Below are 22,561 nucleotides of genomic sequence, written 5' to 3' on the forward strand. Positions count from 1 at the left end.
TAAAAGGATGGAGAGAAAGGGGAGAAGGACATGTTGCGATTTGATCATCTAGTACACGCCGTACATTGTACACCGGAAGAAGCGGCAAAACAAATGCAGGCGCACGGATTTTATACTGCAATAGGTGGAGAGCATATTACTTGGGGTACTTGGAATAGTTTATGTTATTTTGATTTATCATATATCGAATTTTTAGCAGTGCAGCATGAAGAAAAAGCGAAAGAAGCAGACAATCCATTAGTACAAGAAACAGTAGTGAAATTACAAGACGGAGAAGGAATGCTGCAAATCGCAATTCGAACAGATGCAATTGAAGACCTAGCAGTAAAGTTTAGTAAGCACGGTTTACATACGATAGGACCATTTGAAGGGAAACGTATGAGAAAAGATGGCCGCCTTTTAGAATGGAAAATGTTATTTGTAAAGCAAGAAGAGAACGGACCGAAATTACCTTTCTTTATACAATGGAATGAAACGGACGAAGAAAGAAGAAATGATTTACGTAACATTGGAACAATCACGGAACATAAAAATAAAGTACAACAAATTGAAACGATCCATTATGCAGTGAAAAACGTTCGAGAAACGGTGCGGAAATGGAAAGAAGTAATGGGGCTATCTACAAGCTCAGTTGTGAAAAGTGAAAAATGGAATGCCGAGTGTCAAAGTGTAGTATTTGGAGATATTCATGTGCAGTTTTGTGAGCCGATTGGAGAAGGGCTAGTGCTAGAACATCTGAATAAGAATGGCGAAAATCCTTTTGCAGTGGAGTTTAAAGGTGAAAATAAACGAGAGCATGAAGTGTTACATAGTTTGTACATATATTGATAGAGGTGAACGTTGTGAAGGAAATGCTTAGAGAGATAGAGAGTAAACTAGAATGGCCTCGTATTGTAAAGTGTACAGTTATTTCAAAAGGTTTTTCACATGAAGAGAAATATAAAATAGAATTAGAAAACAGAGTAACATATTTTGTGAAAGTATGTGATGCTGTTCATTTTGAACGTAAACAAGAAGAATATATGTATATGAAACAATTAGAGTCATTACATATTCCAACGCCTAAGTTAATTCATTTTATAAAACTTGAACAAATAAATAAATGTGTTCAAGTATTTGAATGGATCCAAGGTATAAATGGTGAAGAAGGTTTAGGGAAGCTATCCGTGGAAGAACAGTACCATGCAGGAAGAAAAGCAGGAGAAGTACTAAAGAGGATTCACTCAATTGAAAGAGAAAGTGCAAGTAATAAATGGGAAACAGTTCGATGGAATAAATACGAAAGATACGTAGAAGCGTTAGCAAATTATGAAATAGACTTCCTTGATTTGAAGCCAGTATTAAGATTTGTAGGGGAGCATAAACAATTATTGAAAAATCGCCCTATTACCTTTTTACACGATGACTTCCATCCAGCAAATAGTATGATTCATAATAAGGAGTTTATCGTTATCGATTTTGGTGGATATGATTTTGGTGATCCAATACATGATTTTTATAACGTAGCGATTTTTACTACAAGAATAAGTAAACCATTTGCGGTTGGACAAGTTCACGGATATTGCGGAGGCGAACCGTCGCTTCATTTTTGGAAACTGTACTCATTATATGCAGCAATGACATTCCCAGCTGATATCGTATGGACAAACCGAAGCACGCCACATTTAGTAAATGATATGAAGGAAAGATTGAACGGAATTTTAGAAGATCATAATCAATTTTCATCCTATATTCCAAAATGGTATCAATCACAACATGAGGATATAATAAACTATAAGTAATGGAGGGATTCATTTGGATAAAATAGCGGTAATTTCAGATATACATGGTAATATTCCAGCATTAGAATCTGTACTGCAAGATATTAAATTAAGAGGAATCGAGCGCGTCGTGTGTCTTGGAGATTTAGTCGGAAAAGGTCCTCATTCTAGCGAAGTGATTGAAATCATTCGTAAAGAATGTGAAGGAGTTGTAATGGGGAACTGGGATGATTTCATTACAAAACCGACTGAATTTGAAACGTTAAAATGGCATCAAAAACAATTATCGGAAGAACAAAATGACTATTTAAGAAGCTTACCATTTTCAATCGAATTTTTTATGAGCGGCAAACTGATCCGTATGTTCCACGCTTCACCGAGAAGTTTATATGAAAGAATTCAACCACATGCCTCAAGAGAAGAGCGTATTAGTATGTTCGAAAATAGTGAGCTCACAGAGAATATAGAAGGGGAAAGAAAACCAGATGTCGTTTGTTACGGTGACGTTCACCAAGCGTTCGTTCAAAATTTCAGAGGGAAAACGTTATGTAATGCCGGTAGCGTAGGAAACCCACTTGAAATAACACAAGCTTCCTATTTAATATTTGAAGGAACTTACAATGAAAAAGAAGCAGCGAGCTTTTCTATTCAACTCGTACGAGTACCGTATGATATTGAACTAGCCATCAGACTAGCAGAAGAACTCGATATGCCAGAAATTGAAGAATACAAACAAGAATTACGGACTGCTTTATATCGAGGGTTTAAGGGAAAGTAAGCCAATCATAATATATCAACGATTTTTTTCGATATATCGACGATTCGAAAAAGAATATTGACTTGCCGACAAATAGCGACATAAGTTATAACTCATAATTATATTATGTAAACCGATTGTGTGGAGGCAATATCATGAACCGAAAACAACAAATCAAAAAAATTGCAGATCATATTTTAAAGCTAAACTTAACCCATCCAACAAGAGTTGGAGTAAGTGGTATTACAGCGTCGGGAAAAACAACATTTGCAAACGAACTAGTGGAAGAAATAAAAAAACGAGGATTACCAGTAACACGCGCCAGCATTGATGATTTTCATAATCCGAGAGCAATTCGATACGCGCAAGGAAAAGAATCTGCAAGAGGGTATTATGAAGATGCACACGATTATACAGCTTTCAAAGAAAGATTATTAAAGCCTTTAGGGCCTAACGGGAATTTACAATATGATACGATTTCTCATAACTTAATAACGGATATACCTGTCCATAATGGGCAGCTATTGGCTCAACCTAATATGGTACTAATAGTAGATGGGACGTTTCTATTGAAAAAAGACGTAGAGCATTTATTTGACTATAAAATTTTCGTAGATACAGATTTTGAGATTGCGAGAAAACGTGGTGCAAAGCGCGAGACTGAGGCTTTTGGAAGTTATGAAGAAGCTGAGAAAATGTTTTTAAACAGATATCATGCGGCCTGTAAGATGTATATAGATGAGCATAATCCGAAAAGTTGTGCGGATGTTGTATTTCAGAATAGTGATTTAGGAAATCCAGAAGTTATATTTCATGAATGAGCGTATTACATAATCAGAAATATATGTATAGCCTTTTGTTTATTGTTATAATTAAATTAATTTTATGAAGCAAATAAAAGGGGATAAGACAATAAAAAACGCAAAAAGGGGACAAGAAATATAATGAATGAAGTACTAGAACTAAAAGAAGAACTACTACAAATTAAAAATAATAATTATGCTGTACCAGAAGACGTAGATGCTTATCCATATGCACAGTGGATGTTAGATTATATCGGGTCAACTGATGCTGAATTACGTGATGATTTAATTTATAGTACGCTTCACAAATGGATTACAAATGATGTGTTTAGACAAAAAGAATTACGAGGATTAATGCTGCAAGCAATTAGCCCTGATTATTTATTTTATAAAATTGGTGAAAAGGGAACAGATTCTGTCTTTAAACGTGCCTTTTCTGTATTAATTCCACCACTTATTTTATCTGTTCATGAAAGAGAACCATTGTTATCTGAAGAACAACTGTACAGTGTGGCAGAACAAGTGCTGGAATATGTATATTTAGAAGAAGATGTAAGAGGCTACGTAGAAGGAAAAGGCTGGGCACACTCTACTGCACATGCAGCAGATGCGCTCGATGCTTTAGCACATACAATCCAAAATCGTGAGTTCTCATATGCAATACTAGCTGCTGTTCGCCAGAAGGTACGCTTACATGACTACGTATACATTCACTTTGAGGATGAGAGATTAGTAGCACCAATTATGTCGTTACGTAACCAAAATCTTTTAACTGAAGAAGAGTGGAGCAACTGGTTACATAGTATAGCAATTGTTGAAGACATCCCGCATCCTCAATATGATATTTTAGTACAAAATATTAGAGCTTTCTTAAGAAGTTTATATTTTAGAGTTTTAGAGACAGAGGGTAGTACAGCCTTTACAGAGGATATATTGGAGACTTTGAAAGGGTTGCGTAGGTATTAAAAATACGTTTTTCTAAGAGAAAAGTACATAAAACCACTACCTCCCAACCATACTAAAAAATGTGTTGGAGGTGAATGTTATGGACAATAAAGACTTTGAAAAAGTTTATAATGATTACTTACATCAAGGAGAAGAACAAGCTCAATTTGAAGTAGACCATGAAGTTAATTCAGGAGCAGAACAAATTGTTGCTGTTCGTAAAAATGATGATGGTGATTTAATTGCGTTTAAAACAAGTAGCGGGAGAGAGTTAGATTATATGACTGCCCTTGAAGAAGCAAAATCAGGGAAGTTAGCTCATGTAGACGTATTTCATAAGTATGGCAGAGATATTATACGTAGTGAACCTGATGGAATAAAGGAAAATAACTTAGATAATTTACCTTCATTTTAAACGGGTAAACCTCAAGAAGAGAATGTTCATTTGGATATTCTCTTCTTTGTGTTGCGAAGTTTTCCTTGCGAAAAGAAGGTTCATCTTTAATGAGCGATCATACTTTTAAAGAGCGCTCTAAATTTCTCTTTATCTTCTGCTGTAAATGGTTTCGGTCCCTTTGTACGCTTACCGCTTTTTCGAACCATTGCACTTAAATACCGTGTTTGTAACAATTGTTCAATGTTGTCATTCGTATACTTATAGCCTTTATGGTGTAGTACGATACAGCCTTTTGCTAAAGCGAGTGAAGCAAGACCGTAATCTTGCGTTACGATTAAATCTTCTTTTTTTGCTAACTGCATAATCCGGTAATCCGCAGCATCTGCTCCAGAATCAACATAAATTGTTTCGACACCTTTTGGCTGCTCTGCATTAGAATAATGTGAAAAGCTAGTAACGAGGGTAACAGGAATTTCCACATTCGTAGCCTCAAAAATAATTACATCTTTTACAGGACAAGCATCTGCATCAACGTAAATCTTCATTTTATCACTCCTATAAATAGGTTCGAGTTGATAATAATGGTAGATTTAGGTTTTGTCAAACGAGAAAGCTTTATTTAAAGTTATTTTCACATACCAAAATAGCCTCGCGTAAACGAGAAATACCTTCCTCAATTTGATCAATATCCACTTTTCCATAAGATAAACGTATATAACCATCTTTCGCACCGAAAATACTACCTGGCATAAAAGCAATTTCTTGTTTTAAACTTTGCATAATGATTTGTTTTTCGTTTATAGGTTCTTTTAATTTCCCCCAAATGTATATACCACCAGTAGGGTTTGAAAAAGAGATTTTATCATGAAGTTGCTCGTTTAGGGCACGAACGATAACGTCTCTTTTTTCTGCTAGTTGTTTTCGTAACGGTACGATATGAGACTGAAATGGTACAGTTTCAAAAAATTGTTGCATAAGCCACTGCGGGAAAATACTCATTCCTAATTCCATTTGGTGCCGTGCATCTGATAATCGCTCTACGACAGACTGCGGGGCGACAAGCCAACCGACTCGTAAACCTGGTGCAATCATTTTTGATAAAGAATGTACATAAATGACAGTTCCATTTTCATCTATTGATTTCAAAGTAGGACAAGGTTGTTTCTTTTCTAGCGTCAGCAAACTAGATGGATCATCTTCAACGATTGCAATTCGTAAATCTGCGCAAAGTGATAATAGTTTTTTTCTACGGTTTGGATGAAGCATCGTCCCCGTAGGGTTTTGGAAATTTGGATTTAAAAAAATCATTTTAATGCGGTGCTTTCTGTATAGCTCTTGTACATCGTCTGGATTAATGCCGTGTTCATCGACAGGTAATGGGAAAATACGAATACCTGCTGATTGGAATAACGGCAGGGAATAACAGTGTGAAGGACTTTCGAAAGCAACAGCATCACCTGGATTTAATAAACATTGCACGATAAGGTGCAGTGCTTGTTGAGCGCCGGATGTAATCATAATGGATTGTTCAGTCGCCTCAACTTTTAAATATTCTTTCATATATTTTACGACCGCTTGTCTTAGCGGGAGATAGCCTTGCGGATGATCGTAACTTAATGAATGCGTTAACGGTTGTTCACGTAAAATCGTTTGTAGTTGATCGTGAGGATAAAGATTACAACCGAGTTCTCCATTAGCGAAATCTATAATATTTTCATTTTGTTGTACTTCTGCCCGAATATGGCGAAGTAGTGGTAAGTTTGGTAAAAAAGTACCACCTTCTACGAAATTTCTCCAGTTCGGCGTTAATGTTGGAGAAACGCCCCACATATGTGTACTCACACGTGTACCTTTACCAGTCGTACTTTCTACAATTCCCATAGCACGAAGTTCATTATAAGCAGTCGTTACTGTACTTCTGTTTACATTTAACTGCGTAGCTAATTTCCGTTCTGAAGGGAGGAAGCTTCCTGGAGGAAGTTCTCCATATGTAATACGTTTTTCAATAAAGTCAACCACTTGCTGATAAATAGGGATTTTACTGTCACTATCTAGCTTCCATTCCATACAAACGCCTCCGTATCTCTTATATACATTAAGTATAACAAATTGGCTGGGTAAAAAAACAGCCAATTGGACGGTGCTATATCCAGCCAATTTTACTATGCTAAATATGGAAGGGGAGATTCGGATGAAAAGATGGCAAATGGAATGGCTCCTAGTATCAGTAGCGTTAGTATGGGGAGCAAATTATACAATAGGAAAGTATGGCGTGGCATATATGTCATCCATTCAATTTAATAGTTTACGATTTTTAGTAGCATCACCGGTCTTATTACTTATTACATTTATGATGGAACGCTCATTACGTATTGAAAGAAAAGATTGGTTACGATTAGTAGTAGTCGGTATCGTTGGTACGGCAATGTATCAAACGATGTTTATGTTATCTGTGAAATATACTTCAGCAACGAACGCCTCATTATTAATTGCGATGTCACCTATATTTACAGGGATATTAGCAGTATTGCACAAACAAGAACGTTTTTCGATGAAAGTACAAATTGGTTCAATAGTAGCGTTTATTGGTGCAGCATTTGTTTTATTAACAGGACATACAGGAGGAGCTACTTACGAATATGCGTGGCTCGGAAATGTAATTGGATTAGTCGCAGCAATTGCGTGGGGATGGTATCCAATATTAGCGCAACCTCTTATTACAAAATACTCCGCAATGAGAGTTACATCATGGTCTACTTTAATTGGAATTGTACCACTTGTTATATACTGTTTATTCAACGTAAACTCTTTAACATGGCCAGTAGATACGCCAAGCTGGGGTTCACTAGCATATTCAATCATCTTTGCGACCATCTTCGGACTAGCAATGTGGTATGTCGGTATTAGTCAAATAGGCTCAACGAAAGTAATGGTTTATATGTATCTCGTACCATTGTTCGCAGTTATCTTTGCGGCAGTTACAATTGGAGAGCAAATTAATATGATGCAACTCGTTGGCGGACTTATTATCTTCATCGGCTTATATGTTGTAAAAAAAGGCGGAATCAAAAAGCCTGCTTTCAATTTGAAAAAAGTCAGTTAATAGTAAAAATGATCTCTTTCATATAGAAGGAGATCATTTTTGTTTTCGTAATAAAAGTGCTTGTTCAACCGCCCATTTTTGATGATCGTGAATGAGAAGCTTAACAGCAAGTAATGGAGACATCCATCGTAAAACATGATCCTCCCCACAGTTTTCAGTTTGTTTCTGCACCATGTTCGCAATATAAAAGAATCCATCATTCAAATAATATGTATCTTCCTTTTCTGCATAAAAATATCGAGCCGCATTACCGATATACTGATCAATTTTAATTGCCCATCCTAATTCCTCTAGTAGTTCACGGTGCAAACATTCTTCTTTTGTTTCATTACCTTCCATACCGCCACCAGGTAAAAAGTAACGGTCACCTTTTTGGATAACAGCAATCATTGAAGAAGATGAATGGAAAATAACTGCATAACAACTAGGTCTTAATACATAATGAACGGTACGCTTTTTCGAGCCAAACGTAAGTTTTGAAATCATAAAACACGACCTTTCTCTATAAAATACATAAAAGGGATATTAAGGTAAATGCAGAATGATATAAGTATAATCTTAATAGATTGGAGTGGTAACAACATGATAAATCGAAAATGTTCAAGGTGTAAAGAGATAACGGGTACAATACATGGGGGTAAAAAAATTAAGGAAGAATTTTTATGTGAGGACTGTTTGCAAAAAGGAATTGCGAGCGGGGAAATCGAATTATCACAAGTGGAGAAAGAACAAACTTCGTATCTTTCTATAAAAATATTAAAAATAATGAGTGTTATTTATTTAATAGTATCAATTATAACCGCTTTTTCTGCTGGAGCATTTATACAGGATCCAGGGCTTGGTGGAATATCTTTTTCAATAACAGGTGCAGTTGGTGTTATGATAATTGGATCGATATTTCAGTCTGTTCTTGTATTTTGTGGAATATGGGTATTCATCCTTTTAGTAGAAACGGTTATTAAAATTTATGAAAAAATGAAGTGAGTGAAAGGGAGAAACATATGCAAGTAAGAAACATCCAAGGGGAAGATTATGTAAAGATTCATTCTGTTTTAAATGATTGGTGGGGCGGTAGAGATATGGCTGCTATGTTGCCAAAACTGTTCTTCGTTCATTTTCAAGAAACGAGTTTTATCATTGAAGAAGATGGCGAAACGTTAGGTTTCTTATGTGGATTCTTTTCACAAACATATAAAGATGAAGCATATGTTCATTTTATCGGTGTCAATCCGAAGTATAGAAGAAGAGGAATCGCATCGACATTGTATTCTTATTTCTTTGATATCGCTCGTGCAAATAATCGTAAAGTTGTAAAAGCAATTACGTCACCAATTAACAAAAAGTCGATACAGTTTCATCAAGAAATCGGTTTTCGAATTGAGGCCGGGGATGATGAGGTAGAGGGTGTATCGGTACATACAAATTATGATGGGAACGGCGGTAGTAGAGTTTTGTTTTTGAAAAATGTGTAAAAGTAGGCTAGCTTAACGGTAGCCTTTTTGTTGTGAGGAGATAAAAATATGGAGAGTAAACAAAGTAGAAATGAATACTTACGACGCATTTATAAAGTGCAAGATTATATAGAATCACACATAAATGATTCACTATCCATTGAAGAGCTAGCGGATATAGCAGGATTTTCAAAGTTTCATTTTCATCGGATTTTCAAGGGGATAGTAGACGAGCCATTATCACGGTATGTAAACCGATTGAAGTTAGAAAGGGCAACAAATCTACTTACATATCGCACAGATATGACGATTACACATATTGCGTATCACTTCGGGTTTACAGATTCAGCAGTTTTCTCCCGAACATTTAAAAATTATTACGGTGTAAGTCCGTCTCAATATCGAAATGACAATAGCAAGAATTGCAAAGACGTAAGCGAAACTTCTCAATACAATGAGTGTAAGAAGGTTCGAGGAAATGTTGAAATTGTAACAGCGGATAATATAAACGTCGCATACAAAAGACATATCGGTACATATGAAGAGTTAACGATAGCTTTTCCAAAAATGATAGAGAAATTATTTCATTACGCAGCGGTGGAAAACTATTATGTATTTGAGGATACGAAAGTATTAACCATTTACCACGATCATCATGAATTTACTGAGGACAATCATTTAAGAACTAGTTTATGCATAACAATTCCGAATGAGTCCGCAGTAGAAACGAACGACATTGGAATAATGGTTATACCTTCTGGAAAGTATGCGGTAGGTCATTTTGAAATATTCCAAGATGAATATAAAGGAGCATGGGATTTCTTATACGGTGAGTGGCTTCCAAATAGCGGATATAAACCGAGAGATTCATATCCTTTTGAAATGTATAAAAATGACCCAAGGCAGCACCCGGAAAAGAAACATATAGTTGATATATATGTACCTATCGAACCTTTTTAATCGTTGATTAAGGGGGAAGAACAATGCAAACTGCTGAAAAGCTAGACTGTATTATAAAAGAAGAATACAAAAATATTAATGGTATGTTAGTAGTGCAGAAAGATAATGTTGTTTTTGAAAATTATTATAATGGTTACAGTCCAGATAATGCGTTTCATGTAGCGTCAGTTACAAAAACGATAATCTCTGCGTTAATTGGGATATGTATAGATAAGGGCTATATAAAAAGCGTTGATCAAAAAGTAATAGAGTTTTTCCCTGAATATACACTTAAGGCATCTGACATAACAGTGCGACACCTCCTTACAATGACAGCACCATATCCTTTTACGGATTGGCAGGAACCGTTAGAAGAACTATGTACACAAGAGGATTGGGTACAGTATACACTTAATAGAATGGGGAACGGCGGAGAAATCGGATCTTTTAAATACTCATCTGCAGGAGCTCATTTACTATCAGCAATTATTACGAGCACAACAGGAAAAAGTGCTCGTGAATTTGCAAACAAATACTTATTTCAACCACTCGATATGAGAGAAATTCCAAACTATAATATGAAAGCATTTGGATTTGATGACCTATTCGGAAAAGATGTGAAAGGATGGGTTCACGATCCAAATGGTATTTCAACAGGCGGTTGGGGACTAACGTTAACGGTTAGGGATATGGCGAAGTTTGCACAGATGTATTTGAATGAAGGTATTCATAATGGAAAACAAATACTATCAAAATCATGGATAATAGAATCAATAGCGATGAATTCAAATCAATATGGTTACTTATGGTGGTTACGAGAAGAAGATGGAATCTTTTCATACTGTGCTATGGGTGATGGTGGGAATATGATTTGTTGTATTCCGAAGCAGGATTTGGTTGTAGTAATTGCTTCTGAAATTATACCGAATGCACGGGATAGATGGGAATTGATTGTGAAATATATTCTTCCTTACTTACAAAACAATTAAATTTAAGATATAAAGGCGGTATGAGATCTCATACCGCCTTTATATATGGCATTTTACATAGAAAGGGAGATGGGAAAATAACTTAATGTCATTAAGTTAACTGGAAAATAAATATAGCGTAAAAAAATGTTAAGATTTCGAAGGCTTGATTTTAACCTTTATTTTTCTATGTATAATGAAGCCGCATACTAAAAATCTTTTAAAGAAAGGGGATGAAGTGTGTATGAAAAACGAATTAAAAGCTAATGTGCATTTCTTGATGGCTTAAGGAAACAGAATAATATTTTAAGTTTTTTTGATAAGTACAGCGTTTATATGGAATTTGTCAAAAAGGATATTTATCTTTTTGACGTTTGGAGGGTATATGAATCTAATATTAAAAGAAATAGCAGTGAACATAAAAATATTCATTATGTTATTTATTGGATTTACTTTAACAATTCTGCCCATACTTATAGCGATGTCGATTCGAGATTATTACGATGAAAAATTTTATGAGTATAAAAATGGTTATTTTAAATATTACTATGCTATTCAGCTTACTAGTTTTGGGGAATTGGATTTTAAAGCAATCCAAGCGATAACAGAAACTAGTTTTAAGAATTCAAGTGTTATTACAAATGATATGAGAACCAAACTGCCAGGCATAGGTGAAGTAACGATGGTTGGTCTTATAAATAAAAATTGGTCTCCGCCTTTAATAAAGGGTTCTCATATGGAAGATGGGGAAGAAAATAGTGTAATTGTCGGAAAGAGAATTTATAAAGAATCTGAAACAATAAAACTGTTTAGTAGAGAATATAGAGTTAAAGGCGTGAGCGCTGCGAATACCGGATACGCATATGACTACAATGTTTTTGTCGGCTTAAGTGACATGCCTGATGAGATAAAGCGACGTATGCAAAATGAAAATACATTTGAAATGATAGTAAGGTCTAACGAAAATCCTAAACAAGAAATAGATACATTTATTCGGTATGTTAAGCAAAATAGAACTGATACAAATGCGAAAGTGATAAATGAAAAAGAGAATTATGAGAACGAAAAAAGCTCGAATAAAGCTATGAGAGCACAACTTACTCTTCCGTACAGTCTACTTTTTATTGCTGTAATGAACTGTATAATTGCGAGTTATTTTTGGATTTACACGAAGAAGAAGAGTATTTCCTTAAGGAAAACGTTGGGAGCAAGCAATTTGAATTTATTTGTATTTATATTTAGCCAATTATTCATATGCGCAATCGTTGCAGTCATTTGTGCGATATGTATGCAGTGGATTTTAAGTACAATGAATAAAAGTATAGTATATGTAATGGGTTTTACTATTCATATAGATGTTTTCAAAGTTGTGATGAGTGTAGTAATTTCCTTGTTTATTTCGTTCATCACCGCTGTAATACCATTTTTCAAAATACTTAAAATTGAACCTGCTAAAGCGTTAAAGGAGTAAATAAGATGAGACTAAAAAGTGCTCTTATGGCTTTGAAAAATAGATTGCTCATTTCCATATTTCTCTTAATACAATTCACGTTTGGATTAGCGGCAATAACCCTTTCCATTAATATGCTTTGTAATTTTCACTATCTTGGAAACAGTTCCAACTCGTTGCTAGATTTAGAAAGTACATATTTTATCACTTATGATGAGATGACTACTGATAGGTTGAAGGCAGATCAATTTAATAAAGGGCAAATCGAAGAAGTTTATAAAAAAATGCAGCAAAATAAAGATGTGATTTCGTATGGTACATACGAAGAGAGCATAATCGAACTAGAATCAAGCAATCGACTGCTCCAAGAAATTATGTTAGAAGAATTGAAAAATAAAACTTTTCGCGATAAAAACCCTACTATTCTTATAATTACAATAGATGAAAATTATTATAAATTACTGAATATACCTATAAAAGCTGGAACAGGCTTTTCTTATCAAGACTTCCAAAAAAATAGTGAAGAGAAAACGAATGTTTTACTAGGTCCTTACTTTAAGAAATATTTTCAAATAGGGGATACAATCAATAATCAATATACGATTATTGGATTTTTGCCGGGAAATAAATTCATTATAAATGGTAACGGAGCGAATATATACCAGAAATTAGATAAGGCTATGCTATCACCCATGCCAATTGATAGATATGAACATTATGAAATAATGTTTTCAAGATTACATCAAAGTACAATTATGAATTTAAAAAGAGACGCAGATGTAAACAAACTACAAGAAATGATTCAACTGAAGGGAAGCGACGTTACGTTGTACTTGAAAAATTTAGGAGAAGAAATAAATGAAGCCGTTACTAGTAGTATGGATACGGAAAATATCGATCTTATAGTAGGAAGTCTATTTATTTTATTTATAATAGCGGGAATTGTCGTAACGACAATTGTTTCCATCATGATGAGAAAGAGGGAATTTGGTATTAAGATGGTCCTTGGAGAAAGTAAGTTTGGGATGTTCATTCAAATTGTATTAGAAAACATATGTATTGCGATAGTTGGTAAGTTTTTATCGATAGTTTACTTTTTATGGAGATATGAGGATCATCTGCAAGTTTCGAAGGACTTTGATATGGCATCTGTACGCGAAATAAATTTAAATATGCCTATTTTATTATTTGTATTCCTATTCTTATTAGTGATCATCATTATTTCAAATCTCATTGTCTTCTTGTTTATTAGAAAACTTGAACCGAAAACATTAATAGGTGGGATGGAATAATGAGTTTAATTGAATTGAAAGACATTAAGAAGGTGTATAGTAACAAGAACCATAATACGTTCGCGTTAAATGGTATAAACTTAACGATAAATAAGGGCGAAATTATAGCGATAATGGGTCGATCAGGGTCGGGGAAAAGTACGCTATTAAATGTTATAGGGTTAATTGATATGCCAAATGAGGGTGAATATACGTTAAATGGAAAACCATTAAATGAAATTAGAGCGAATAAAGTTCATAAAACAAGAAATGAAATGATTGGATTTATTTTTCAATATTTTGCATTGTTAAAAGAACATACTGTACTGGATAATGTAGCACTACCACTCACATATAGAAAGTTAAAGCAACGAGAAAGAGAAAATAAGGCGAAGTTCTATTTAGAAAAAGTAGGTTTAAAAGAACATATGCATAAAACACCGGACGAGTTATCAGGTGGACAACAGCAGCGCGTCGCAATTGCTAGAGCGTTAGTAGGCGAACCAGAAATAATTTTGGCTGATGAACCGACAGGGAATTTAGATAGAAAAACAGGAGAAGAAATTATGGATCTACTATTACAACTGAATGAAGAAGGACGAACGATTATTATTGTAACGCATGATATTGAGGTAGCGAATAAGTGTAATAGAATTATTGAGTTAATTGATGGGGAGATTGTGTAAAGGTAAAGAATGAGCGCTAATAATTACTTTTTATTTTATAGAACTAAGATTATAGTGAAAATCTGCATTCCACCCGTAACTTTTAAGAGCAAAAAATCGTTTAACAAAAGAAAGGATTTTTAATGATGAATGGGGGAGAACCATGAAAATTCTAATTCTAGGCGGTACACGATTTTTAGGAAGAGCATTTGTAGATGAGGCTTTACAGAGAGGGCATGAAATTACGTTATTTAACCGAGGAACAAACAAAGAAATTTTTTCTAATGTGGAGCAGTTAACCGGTGACAGAAATAACGATGTATCAAGTTTAAAAAATCGAACGTGGGATGTTGTCATAGACACATGTGGATTTTCTCCGCATCATATTAGGAATGTTGGAGAAGTGCTTAAAGATAATATTGAACACTATATATTCATCTCAAGCCTTTCCGTATATAAAGATTGGATTCTGCATGACATAAAAGAAGACTATATATTACAACCTGAACCGACGGAAGAGCAAATAAAGGCTGTAGAGAATGGTGAAATATCTCCTTATGAGCATTATGGTGCGCTGAAAGTATTATGCGAAAAAGAAGCAGAGAAGTATTGGCCGGGGCGTGTTTTACACGTAAGAGCAGGACTTCTTTCAGGAATGTTCGATTATACAGATCGACTTCCATACTGGATCGGGCGTGTAGCAAAAGGAGGTAAAGTGTTAGTTCCAGGAAGAAAAGACCGTCCAGTACAGATAGTTGATATAAAAGACGTCGCAAACTGGGGACTAAACATGGCAGAAAACAAAAATGCAGGTACATTCAATGTAACAGGTCCGAATTATGATTTGACGATGGAAGAGCTATTAAATACGTGTAAAAAAGTTACGAATAGTGATGCTGAATTCGTTTGGATAGAGGAATCGTTTATGAATGAACATAAAGTGCAGCCTTGGACAGAGATGCCTTTATGGCTTCCAGAAACTTTTTCATTAGAAGGTGAAACGAAGCCGTGGAAAGGTGGATTTTCAATTAGTATTGAAAGTGCTGTTAAAGAAGGACTTACTTTTAGAAGGTTAGGACATACAGTTACAGATGTGTATGAGTGGATGAAGAGTGTGGACGAATGGGAATTAAAAGCAGGTATTTCAGGGGAGAGGGAGAAGGAATTGTTAGAAAGATGGTATCAATAAATTTAGCGGTGTCCTTTGAATATACTTGATTGCACATAAGGAGGAGAAAAGGTGATGTGGAAAGACACCATTCACAGTATCTCATCAAACTTAAGCTTAAAAAATTCGGCTACGAAGGAGGAACTTACTGATATACAACAATGTATACATGTGGAGTTACCGAATGATTTATATCAATTATTACAGGAAACAAATGGTATAGAAGGTGAATACGGTGACTTTATATGGTCTGCTTCAAAAATTAAAACTGAAAATATGAGTATGAGAAATATAGTTGATTTTAAGGATTTATACATGCCTTTTGACTGTTTATTATTTTTTGCTGATGGCGGAAATGGTGATTTGTTTGGCTATTCCATTTTGAATGGAAAAGTGCAAAGAGATGATATATATGTATGGAATCATGAAAATGATAGTAGAACGTGGGTTGCTCCTTCTTTAAAGACTTTTATGGAGTGGTGGGAGAGTGGGAAGATAATAATTTAAATATAGTATCAAAAAAAGCGCCTTGTTACTAAAGAAACAAGGCGCTTTTTCACGAATAATTAATCTACTACTCAATCGGTTCTTCCCCATACATCTCCCATAGCTTAGGAAACATCTTTTTTAAACCTTCTTCATCGTCTTCATTCCAGTCAAATTCAAAATCTACATCGTCGAATTCTTCATTAGATAAGACATGGTAAAGTGTAAAGTAAGTATCATCTTCGTCACCAGTTTTTTCTGCATATACAGTGAAACCGAAATATAAAGAAAGTTCTTCAATCTCTGGGACGTCATACTCACTCAAGTTTTCTAATACAGGAATTAATCGTTCTGGATCTTCAATACAAGCTTCGTATGTCTCTTTTCCTTGATATAATAACCATCCGCGGAAGTAATCGAAAGTATCATCTGAACAGCCACCCATAATAATATAGGCTGCTGCCCATAAACGGGAGGTATAGGAGTCTTTCAAAAGACGATGCATATGCGTATCAAATGCTACAATTTCATGTACTGTACGTTTAGCAAGGTGAGAAGTAAGCCATTCTATTTGTTCTTCTTGGTCCTCACCTTTCGTTTTTGCACGATGAAGTAGTTCCCAAAATTCTTCTTCGGTTATCGTTTTTTCTTTTATGTAATCTTCCCCAGGCAACGGGTCTGTATATCCTTTTTTACGTTTGGAAGCAACTAGTTTATTAGCTTCTTTCATACATTCTTCTTCTGTTTCAAACTCTTTCGCTTTCACACTGCCAGCTGTGCCAATTTTTCCGTAAAACACAACATAGTCTTTTTCTTTCACAACGATTTTCCAAAACTTATTTGATTTCTCAGTTTGCTGGATTAATAACGTTTCCATCCGTACCCCCATAATGTTTTCTAGTGTGCAATGTGATTGTAACATATGTATATACACTTGTAATGATGAAAAATAATAGTTTAGAAAATTCAAAAACCATTGAATGAAGTGGATAAATTTAGTAACCTTATTTGTACAGTAATTACATAATTGTTTTGTAATAATTCGATATTTATATGAGGGGGCATTACGGATGGATCTTACGTTTAAAGTAGAGGAAACATGTTTTAATTATCGCGTCGGAGCAATTTGTAAACAGGATAATAAAATACTTATTCTTCAAAACAAAGGGGAAGATTATTGGTATGTACCAGGCGGAAGAGTGAAAATGCTAGAAAATAGTGAAGATACGTTAAAACGAGAACTTGCAGAAGAATTAGGTGTTCCTATGAAAGGGAAAAGATTAATATGGTCAGTAGAAAATTTCTTTACACTTTCTGAGCGAAAGTTTCATGAAATTAGTTTTTATTATGAAGTAGAGCTACATGAGTTACCTGCAAATGGAGCGGATCAATATATTTTGGAAGAAGAAGGTAGAACGTATTTCTTTAAGTGGGTGCCGGTAGAAGAGTTAGAGGCATATAATTTACAGCCTGCATTTATAAAAGAGAAAGTAAAGGATATAGCAGTTCATACAGAACATATCGTTTTACAAAATTAAATGTATTCGGAGGGGAAAAGGGTGAAGGGGACTAAAAAAGAAATACATATAGATGATAAAGTAATTCGTTACACACATATCGAAAAAGGTTCTAGTAGGATTTGCTTTATGTTCTCCGGTTCAGGATACAATTACGATAAACCGTTATTTTATTATGCGACGATGCTTATGCTCGAAAATAAAATAGATGTAGTACATATTCATTATTCTTATGACGAACAAGTAATGAATAAAACAATGGAAGAAATAACGAAAGTAATGATGGATGATATTAATTCTATAATGAAGGGCGTATTAAAAGGTAAGCAATATAACGATACTATGTTTTTAGGGAAATCACTCGGAACAATTCCGATTGCAAATGATTTAATGAAGAGAGACGAATTCGCGCAGTCAAAAATGATACTACTTACACCTTTACTGACGTTTGATACAATTTTTGATTCTATCTTACATAGTCGACACGAAGGGTTTTTAGTTATTGGGGATAAAGATTACCAATACAATGCAGATCAAATTGATCAGTTATATAAAACGAATTTACAGATTGAAGTTGTCAAAAATGCAAATCATTCTGTAAATGTTGGGGGATATGAAACGGAAAATTCAATTGAGGCTATAGCGAAAATAATAGGAGAACTTAAAGAAGTTGTTAGGACAAACTAACCTATTAATACATGCAAAAGAGGTGCGAATTGCACCTCTTTTACTTTAATAAGCCTTCAAAACATGAAGTAAATAATCCTTACGGTTCAGCGGATTATAATCAACACGTTTTCGAGTAGGGAAGGGAGCCATAAGCTTTGTGAAACCAGCTGGCTTCGTTGTAAATATGCCGTCTCCTTCTGTAAATGAATGTAGCATTCGTTTAAAATTCTCTGTTTTTGCAACAGGTAATGATCCTGTTAACTGGTAAGAGTTATTATTCAATATAGGCTCTCTAAAAGTTGCTGGAACGGCAGCGAGCTTATACATCGCGGTACTAATTGCGTGCTCCGGTACAGTTAATTCAAACTCGTTTATTGGTTCATATACATGTGTTTCAGCTTGCTTTAAAGCATCCATTAATACGATCGGTGTTAAATTTCTAAAGTCACTCGCTGTTGTAACAGGACTAGCATAACCAGTATGTGTTAACGTGACGATAATATCTGTAACTTCCCATCCATATAAACCTTGTTTTAACGTTTGAAATACCGTATCTTCAATCGCTTTATGGAATGCTAATGGAAGTGATCCAAGCTCAACACCTAAGTTATACGTTATGCCAGAATTAAGTTCACCACGCTCCACTTCGAAGCCAATTGTTGCGTAAAATGGATTCGCTTTTTCGCCCATTACTTCAACGCTATTCCCTATGCCAATTGGTTTCTCAATACATACAACTCGTGTATTTGAGAAAGTAACCTGCAAATTATACTTCTCAAAAAGTGTGGTTTCAATTACTTCTTTTTGCACTTCACCGAAAAGGCGAATGTATAGTTCCTTATGAACATCATCTTTCCACACTTTAATGAGTGGATCTTCTTCACAGAGTTCCATAAGTGCAGCGTATAAATCATGAATTCTTTCTTTTGATACTGCATCAATGGCCGCTTCCATTTGTGGTTCGGCAAAGTGAATATCTTTTATATAACGAGTCCGTTCACCGATAATATCACCAATTTTAATATCATTCAGTCCCCACACTTTGCAAAATTCTCCGCTAGGAACGATAGAAGCTTGAACAACATTCCCGTTATGAAATAGACATATTTTCTTAACCTTTTCTTTATGCCCCAGAACGTCTCCGCGCTGTATATCAACATATTTTCTTACGTGTAAACGACCAGAAAAAACTCTTACATAAGCAATCTTTTCTCCAGAAGGTTCACGTTCAATTTTAAACACAACACCGGATAATGTTTCGTTTTCTGCCGACTTATTAGCTGGAAATAAGGTTGAAATATTTTCGAGCAGTTCAGTTACACCTATACCTGTCATGGCTGAACCGAAAAAGATTGGGTACACACTTGCTTGCTGTATTTGTTTTTCGAGTTCTTCTCTTAATAATACGTCCGGTACGATTTCATCATTTACATATGACGCAAGTAACGATTCATTATATGGCGCTAACAGTTCCGTACAATCGTCATATGATTTGTATGCAATAATCCGGGCTCCTTTCGTTCCTACGTTTAGAACAGAGTAGAAGGGGAATGCTTCATTTGAAAGAATCTCTTTTATTTGTTTCATAACTTTTTCAGTATTTGCGCCATTACGATCAATTTTATTTACGAATAATATTGTTGGTATGTTTAGTTTCTGTAATGTTCGCATTAAAATCTTCGTTTGTGCTTGCACACCTTCAACGGCAGAAATAACTAAAATCGCACCGTCTAAAACGCGGAAGGATCGCTCCACTTCAGCGATAAAATCAGCGTGTCCAGGTGTATCAATTACATTTACTTTTAAGTCATTTATATAGAAAGAAACGACAGATGCTTTAATCGTAATTCCGCGTTGTCTTTCTAATTCCATTGAGTCAGTTTGTGTATTACCACTATCAACTCGGCCAATTTCTTTAATTACATTTGTTTCATAAAGAATACGCTCAGTCAAACTCGTCTTGCCAGCGTCTACGTGCGCGACAATCCCTATATTTATTGTTGTCATATTTAAATATCCTCATTTCATTTTCCATTTTCATTTCCTCATTTCTATTTGTGTATTGCCGCATTACAATCACTCTCCAGTTCTTTAAATTAGTATTATTATAGTGCAATTAACATTATTTGTAACGCTACAAAGCGCCTTAATTTGGAAAAAATAAAATAAAAACAAAATGCTTGCATTCTAAATCGATATAGATTATATTAATTGACATATCAACTATTGATACATCAAATGTTTTTATTTTGATTGTAAAGGAGGGGTAATTTGACAAGTTCATGCTCAAAAGAAGCGATTATTTTATATAAATTACACTTTCTAAATAAAGAAGTAAGTTCGAAATTTGAAGGGTGTACGGGTATGAGCCAGTCTCGATTAGAGCTTATACTTCAATTATTTGAAGTAGGTGAAATTAGTCAAAAAGCACTTCAGCAAGAAGTGAATATTGATAATGCTGCGATAACAAGGCATTTAAAGCAGCTTGAGGCCAATGAAATGATTGTAAGACGTAAAAATCCAGATGATAACAGAATTACGTTAGTTTCTCTTACTGAAGAGGGACGAAATAAAATTCAAGCATTTCAAGAGGAAAAAGAACGTTTTGCAGCATCTGCATTTAAAGGATTAAGTGAGGAAGAACGCGATAATCTTTTAAATATGTTAAATCACATTCAAGAAAATATAAAAGAATTATAAAAAAATTATAAAAAAGGGAGAATACAACTATGACTAACTCAGTAAAAACAAATGATTTTAACGAAATTTTAACAGGACGTCGTTCAATTCGTAAGTACGACCCTTCAGTGAAAATTAGCAAAGAAGAAATGACAGAAATTCTTACAGAAGCAACACTTGCACCATCTTCAGTAAACATGCAACCATGGAGATTCGTAGTGATTGAAAGTGACGAAGCGAAAGCAACACTTGCGCCACTTGCGAAATTCAATCAATCTCAAGTAGAAACATCTTCAGCAATGATTGCTTTATTTGGTGATTTAAACAACTTTGATAACGCAGAAGAAATTTACGGTACAGCAGTAGAGCGTGGTTTAATGCCAGCAGAAGTAAAAGAAGACCAAATGAAAAAACTTTCAGCTTACTTCTCAATGGTTACACCAGAAGTAATGAAAGACACTGTATTAATTGACGGTGGTCTTGTAGCGATGCAGTTTATGCTAGCAGCTCGTGCGCACGGTTATGATACTTGTCCAATTGGTGGATTTGAAAAAGACCAAATTGCAGAAGCATTTGGACTAGATAAAGAACGCTACGTACCAGTTATGTTAATTTCAATCGGGAAAGCTGCAGACAGTGGTTACCAATCAGTACGTCTTCCAATTGAAAAAGTTGCAGAGTGGAAATAATTTTATAAAAGAACTTCAATAAGTGAAAGATGAGAGGGGAAGCACCATGATTATTATTCACGCAATATTTCAAGTAGATCCAACGAAACAACAAGCATTTTTAGAAGAAATTCGTCCGCTTATTCATGGTTCAAGAGAAGAAAGTGGAAATGTATCTTATGACTTATATAAAGATACAGAAAAAGAAAGTGTTTATACGATGGTAGAAGTATGGAAAGATGAAGCAGCAGTTGCGAGCCATAATACGAGTGCACACTTCACATCTTTCGTTAGTAAAGCAGCACAATTTTTAACTGCTCCGCTTAATATAAAAGCTTATAATGGAGAATTAGTAAAATAATAAGGTAGAAAAAGATGACTTTAGCATATGGCTGAAGTCATCTTTTTTGTATAAGTAGAATCCATCTTGGACTCAGTTATGTTGATAGATAAGCGTTGCTCGCACCCTCAGTAACAGTTCTGAATTGTATGTTAAATTCGAACATTCGGTTTATTTGGATATTTTTCCGTGTTATAATTTTCTTGTAAATAAAAGGTAGAGGGGAGTAAGTAATGGGAGAATTTCAAAGTAATTTGCATACGGCAACGCAACTTGCAACGAAAATGAGAAATGCTTCAGATAGGATGCAAAGTGCTACTAGTCGCTCTATAAATAAGGCAACGCGTACGACACTATCTGTGAACTTCAAAGCACAAGAAGCAAATCAACAAAATTTACAAATCACGAAACAATTTTGCGCTACTTTTCAACAAACGATTGATAATATCCATTCCGTAGCAAATGAATTTGAGAAAATGGATACTGGACTTCAAAAGACTTTTCAATAATGTAACAACCTACGTA

The 22,561-nt window shown here is 34.8% G+C and carries 27 protein-coding genes; 22 read left to right on the top strand and 5 right to left on the bottom strand.

The window, feature by feature from the left end; all coding sequences use genetic code 11:
• Positions 1-30 precede the first annotated feature (30 nt).
• From MHI28_RS01570 to MHI28_RS01595, 6 genes are all read left to right on the top strand, one after another.
• On the top strand, positions 31-828 hold the full coding sequence (locus tag MHI28_RS01570) for a VOC family protein (RefSeq protein ID WP_000943330.1): 798 nt from the start codon (positions 31-33) through the stop codon (positions 826-828).
• 14 nt (positions 829-842) lie between these two features.
• On the top strand, positions 843-1,781 hold the full coding sequence (locus MHI28_RS01575; RefSeq protein WP_000661762.1) for an aminoglycoside phosphotransferase family protein: 939 nt from the start codon (positions 843-845) through the stop codon (positions 1,779-1,781).
• A gap of 13 nt (positions 1,782-1,794) precedes the next feature.
• Positions 1,795-2,538 carry a metallophosphoesterase family protein gene (locus tag MHI28_RS01580; protein ID WP_000357646.1) on the top strand — a complete coding sequence of 248 codons (744 nt, stop codon included), beginning with the start codon at positions 1,795-1,797 and terminating at the stop codon, positions 2,536-2,538.
• A gap of 134 nt (positions 2,539-2,672) precedes the next feature.
• On the top strand, positions 2,673-3,338 hold the full coding sequence (locus MHI28_RS01585; protein ID WP_001080543.1) for a uridine kinase: 666 nt from the start codon (positions 2,673-2,675) through the stop codon (positions 3,336-3,338).
• 123 nt (positions 3,339-3,461) lie between these two features.
• Positions 3,462-4,286 (top strand): DUF2785 domain-containing protein, encoded by an 825-nt coding sequence (locus MHI28_RS01590; RefSeq protein WP_001006697.1) that lies wholly within the window; start codon positions 3,462-3,464, stop codon positions 4,284-4,286.
• 79 nt (positions 4,287-4,365) lie between these two features.
• The gene (locus tag MHI28_RS01595; protein WP_000368862.1) at positions 4,366-4,680 is read left to right on the top strand and encodes a DUF3892 domain-containing protein; all 315 of its coding nucleotides are present in this window, start codon (positions 4,366-4,368) and stop codon (positions 4,678-4,680) included.
• 86 nt (positions 4,681-4,766) lie between these two features.
• On the opposite strand, the gene MHI28_RS01600 is transcribed toward MHI28_RS01595, so the two are convergent.
• Positions 4,767-5,207: a YaiI/YqxD family protein gene (locus tag MHI28_RS01600; protein WP_000708771.1), complete on the bottom strand. Its 441-nt coding sequence runs from the start codon at positions 5,205-5,207 to the stop codon at positions 4,767-4,769.
• A 70-nt stretch (positions 5,208-5,277) separates the two neighbouring features.
• Positions 5,278-6,729, bottom strand: coding sequence for a MocR-like pyridoxine biosynthesis transcription factor PdxR (gene pdxR / locus MHI28_RS01605; RefSeq protein ID WP_000454934.1), 1,452 nt, complete (start codon positions 6,727-6,729; stop codon positions 5,278-5,280).
• Between the two features lie 124 nt (positions 6,730-6,853).
• On the opposite strand from pdxR, the gene MHI28_RS01610 reads away from it, so the two are divergent.
• A complete protein-coding gene (locus tag MHI28_RS01610) occupies positions 6,854-7,765 on the top strand; it encodes a DMT family transporter (protein WP_000832990.1) in 912 nt (303 codons plus the stop codon).
• A gap of 33 nt (positions 7,766-7,798) precedes the next feature.
• On the opposite strand, the gene MHI28_RS01615 is transcribed toward MHI28_RS01610, so the two are convergent.
• The gene (locus MHI28_RS01615; protein ID WP_000624005.1) at positions 7,799-8,251 is read right to left on the bottom strand and encodes an NUDIX hydrolase; all 453 of its coding nucleotides are present in this window, start codon (positions 8,249-8,251) and stop codon (positions 7,799-7,801) included.
• A gap of 96 nt (positions 8,252-8,347) precedes the next feature.
• On the opposite strand from MHI28_RS01615, the gene MHI28_RS01620 reads away from it, so the two are divergent.
• From MHI28_RS01620 to MHI28_RS01660, 9 genes are all read left to right on the top strand, one after another.
• Positions 8,348-8,749 (top strand): DUF3980 domain-containing protein, encoded by a 402-nt coding sequence (locus MHI28_RS01620; protein ID WP_000610481.1) that lies wholly within the window; start codon positions 8,348-8,350, stop codon positions 8,747-8,749.
• Positions 8,750-8,766: 17 nt separating this feature from the next.
• Positions 8,767-9,237, top strand: a complete 471-nt coding sequence (locus MHI28_RS01625) for a GNAT family N-acetyltransferase (protein ID WP_001198087.1) — start codon at positions 8,767-8,769, stop codon at positions 9,235-9,237.
• Positions 9,238-9,285: 48 nt separating this feature from the next.
• The gene (locus MHI28_RS01630) at positions 9,286-10,176 is read left to right on the top strand and encodes an AraC family transcriptional regulator (RefSeq protein WP_000444275.1); all 891 of its coding nucleotides are present in this window, start codon (positions 9,286-9,288) and stop codon (positions 10,174-10,176) included.
• Between the two features lie 23 nt (positions 10,177-10,199).
• Entirely contained in the window at positions 10,200-11,144 is a 945-nt protein-coding gene (locus MHI28_RS01635; protein WP_001192445.1) for a serine hydrolase domain-containing protein, read from the top strand.
• A gap of 364 nt (positions 11,145-11,508) precedes the next feature.
• A complete protein-coding gene (locus MHI28_RS01640; RefSeq protein WP_001048976.1) occupies positions 11,509-12,594 on the top strand; it encodes an ABC transporter permease in 1,086 nt (361 codons plus the stop codon).
• Positions 12,595-12,599: 5 nt separating this feature from the next.
• Positions 12,600-13,865, top strand: a complete 1,266-nt coding sequence (locus tag MHI28_RS01645) for an ABC transporter permease (RefSeq protein ID WP_001237490.1) — start codon at positions 12,600-12,602, stop codon at positions 13,863-13,865.
• A complete protein-coding gene (locus tag MHI28_RS01650; protein ID WP_000052374.1) occupies positions 13,865-14,530 on the top strand; it encodes an ABC transporter ATP-binding protein in 666 nt (221 codons plus the stop codon). Before MHI28_RS01645 ends, MHI28_RS01650 begins: the two co-directional genes overlap by 1 nt.
• A 142-nt stretch (positions 14,531-14,672) precedes the next feature.
• Positions 14,673-15,698, top strand: a complete 1,026-nt coding sequence (locus MHI28_RS01655) for an SDR family oxidoreductase (protein ID WP_000697692.1) — start codon at positions 14,673-14,675, stop codon at positions 15,696-15,698.
• A 54-nt stretch (positions 15,699-15,752) separates the two neighbouring features.
• On the top strand, positions 15,753-16,184 hold the full coding sequence (locus tag MHI28_RS01660; protein ID WP_000265344.1) for an SMI1/KNR4 family protein: 432 nt from the start codon (positions 15,753-15,755) through the stop codon (positions 16,182-16,184).
• A 67-nt stretch (positions 16,185-16,251) separates the two neighbouring features.
• Here MHI28_RS01660 and MHI28_RS01665 read toward each other — a convergent pair whose 3' ends face one another.
• Positions 16,252-17,040 (bottom strand): DUF4240 domain-containing protein, encoded by a 789-nt coding sequence (locus MHI28_RS01665; protein ID WP_000449118.1) that lies wholly within the window; start codon positions 17,038-17,040, stop codon positions 16,252-16,254.
• Positions 17,041-17,233: 193 nt separating this feature from the next.
• Here MHI28_RS01665 and MHI28_RS01670 point away from each other — a divergent pair, with 193 nt between their 5' ends.
• Both MHI28_RS01670 and MHI28_RS01675 read left to right on the top strand, forming a co-directional pair.
• Positions 17,234-17,701 (top strand): NUDIX hydrolase, encoded by a 468-nt coding sequence (locus MHI28_RS01670; RefSeq protein ID WP_000366247.1) that lies wholly within the window; start codon positions 17,234-17,236, stop codon positions 17,699-17,701.
• Entirely contained in the window at positions 17,702-18,367 is a 666-nt protein-coding gene (locus MHI28_RS01675; protein ID WP_179193181.1) for an alpha/beta hydrolase, read from the top strand. It begins immediately after the preceding gene.
• 45 nt (positions 18,368-18,412) lie between these two features.
• On the opposite strand, the gene MHI28_RS01680 is transcribed toward MHI28_RS01675, so the two are convergent.
• Positions 18,413-20,356 (bottom strand): elongation factor G, encoded by a 1,944-nt coding sequence (locus MHI28_RS01680; RefSeq protein WP_042598191.1) that lies wholly within the window; start codon positions 20,354-20,356, stop codon positions 18,413-18,415.
• 264 nt (positions 20,357-20,620) lie between these two features.
• On the opposite strand from MHI28_RS01680, the gene MHI28_RS01685 reads away from it, so the two are divergent.
• From MHI28_RS01685 to MHI28_RS01700, 4 genes are all read left to right on the top strand, one after another.
• Positions 20,621-21,049, top strand: a complete 429-nt coding sequence (locus MHI28_RS01685) for a MarR family winged helix-turn-helix transcriptional regulator (protein WP_000204162.1) — start codon at positions 20,621-20,623, stop codon at positions 21,047-21,049.
• Positions 21,050-21,078: 29 nt separating this feature from the next.
• A complete protein-coding gene (locus MHI28_RS01690; RefSeq protein ID WP_000185391.1) occupies positions 21,079-21,717 on the top strand; it encodes a nitroreductase family protein in 639 nt (212 codons plus the stop codon).
• A 46-nt stretch (positions 21,718-21,763) separates the two neighbouring features.
• Entirely contained in the window at positions 21,764-22,057 is a 294-nt protein-coding gene (locus MHI28_RS01695) for a putative quinol monooxygenase (protein WP_000583832.1), read from the top strand.
• A gap of 212 nt (positions 22,058-22,269) precedes the next feature.
• Positions 22,270-22,545, top strand: a complete 276-nt coding sequence (locus tag MHI28_RS01700) for a TIGR04197 family type VII secretion effector (RefSeq protein WP_000503638.1) — start codon at positions 22,270-22,272, stop codon at positions 22,543-22,545.
• The last annotated feature ends 16 nt before the right edge of the window (positions 22,546-22,561 follow it).

The organism is Bacillus sp. FSL K6-0268 (assembly GCF_038005425.1).
Classification (GTDB): Bacteria; Bacillota; Bacilli; order Bacillales; family Bacillaceae_G; genus Bacillus_A; species Bacillus_A thuringiensis_S.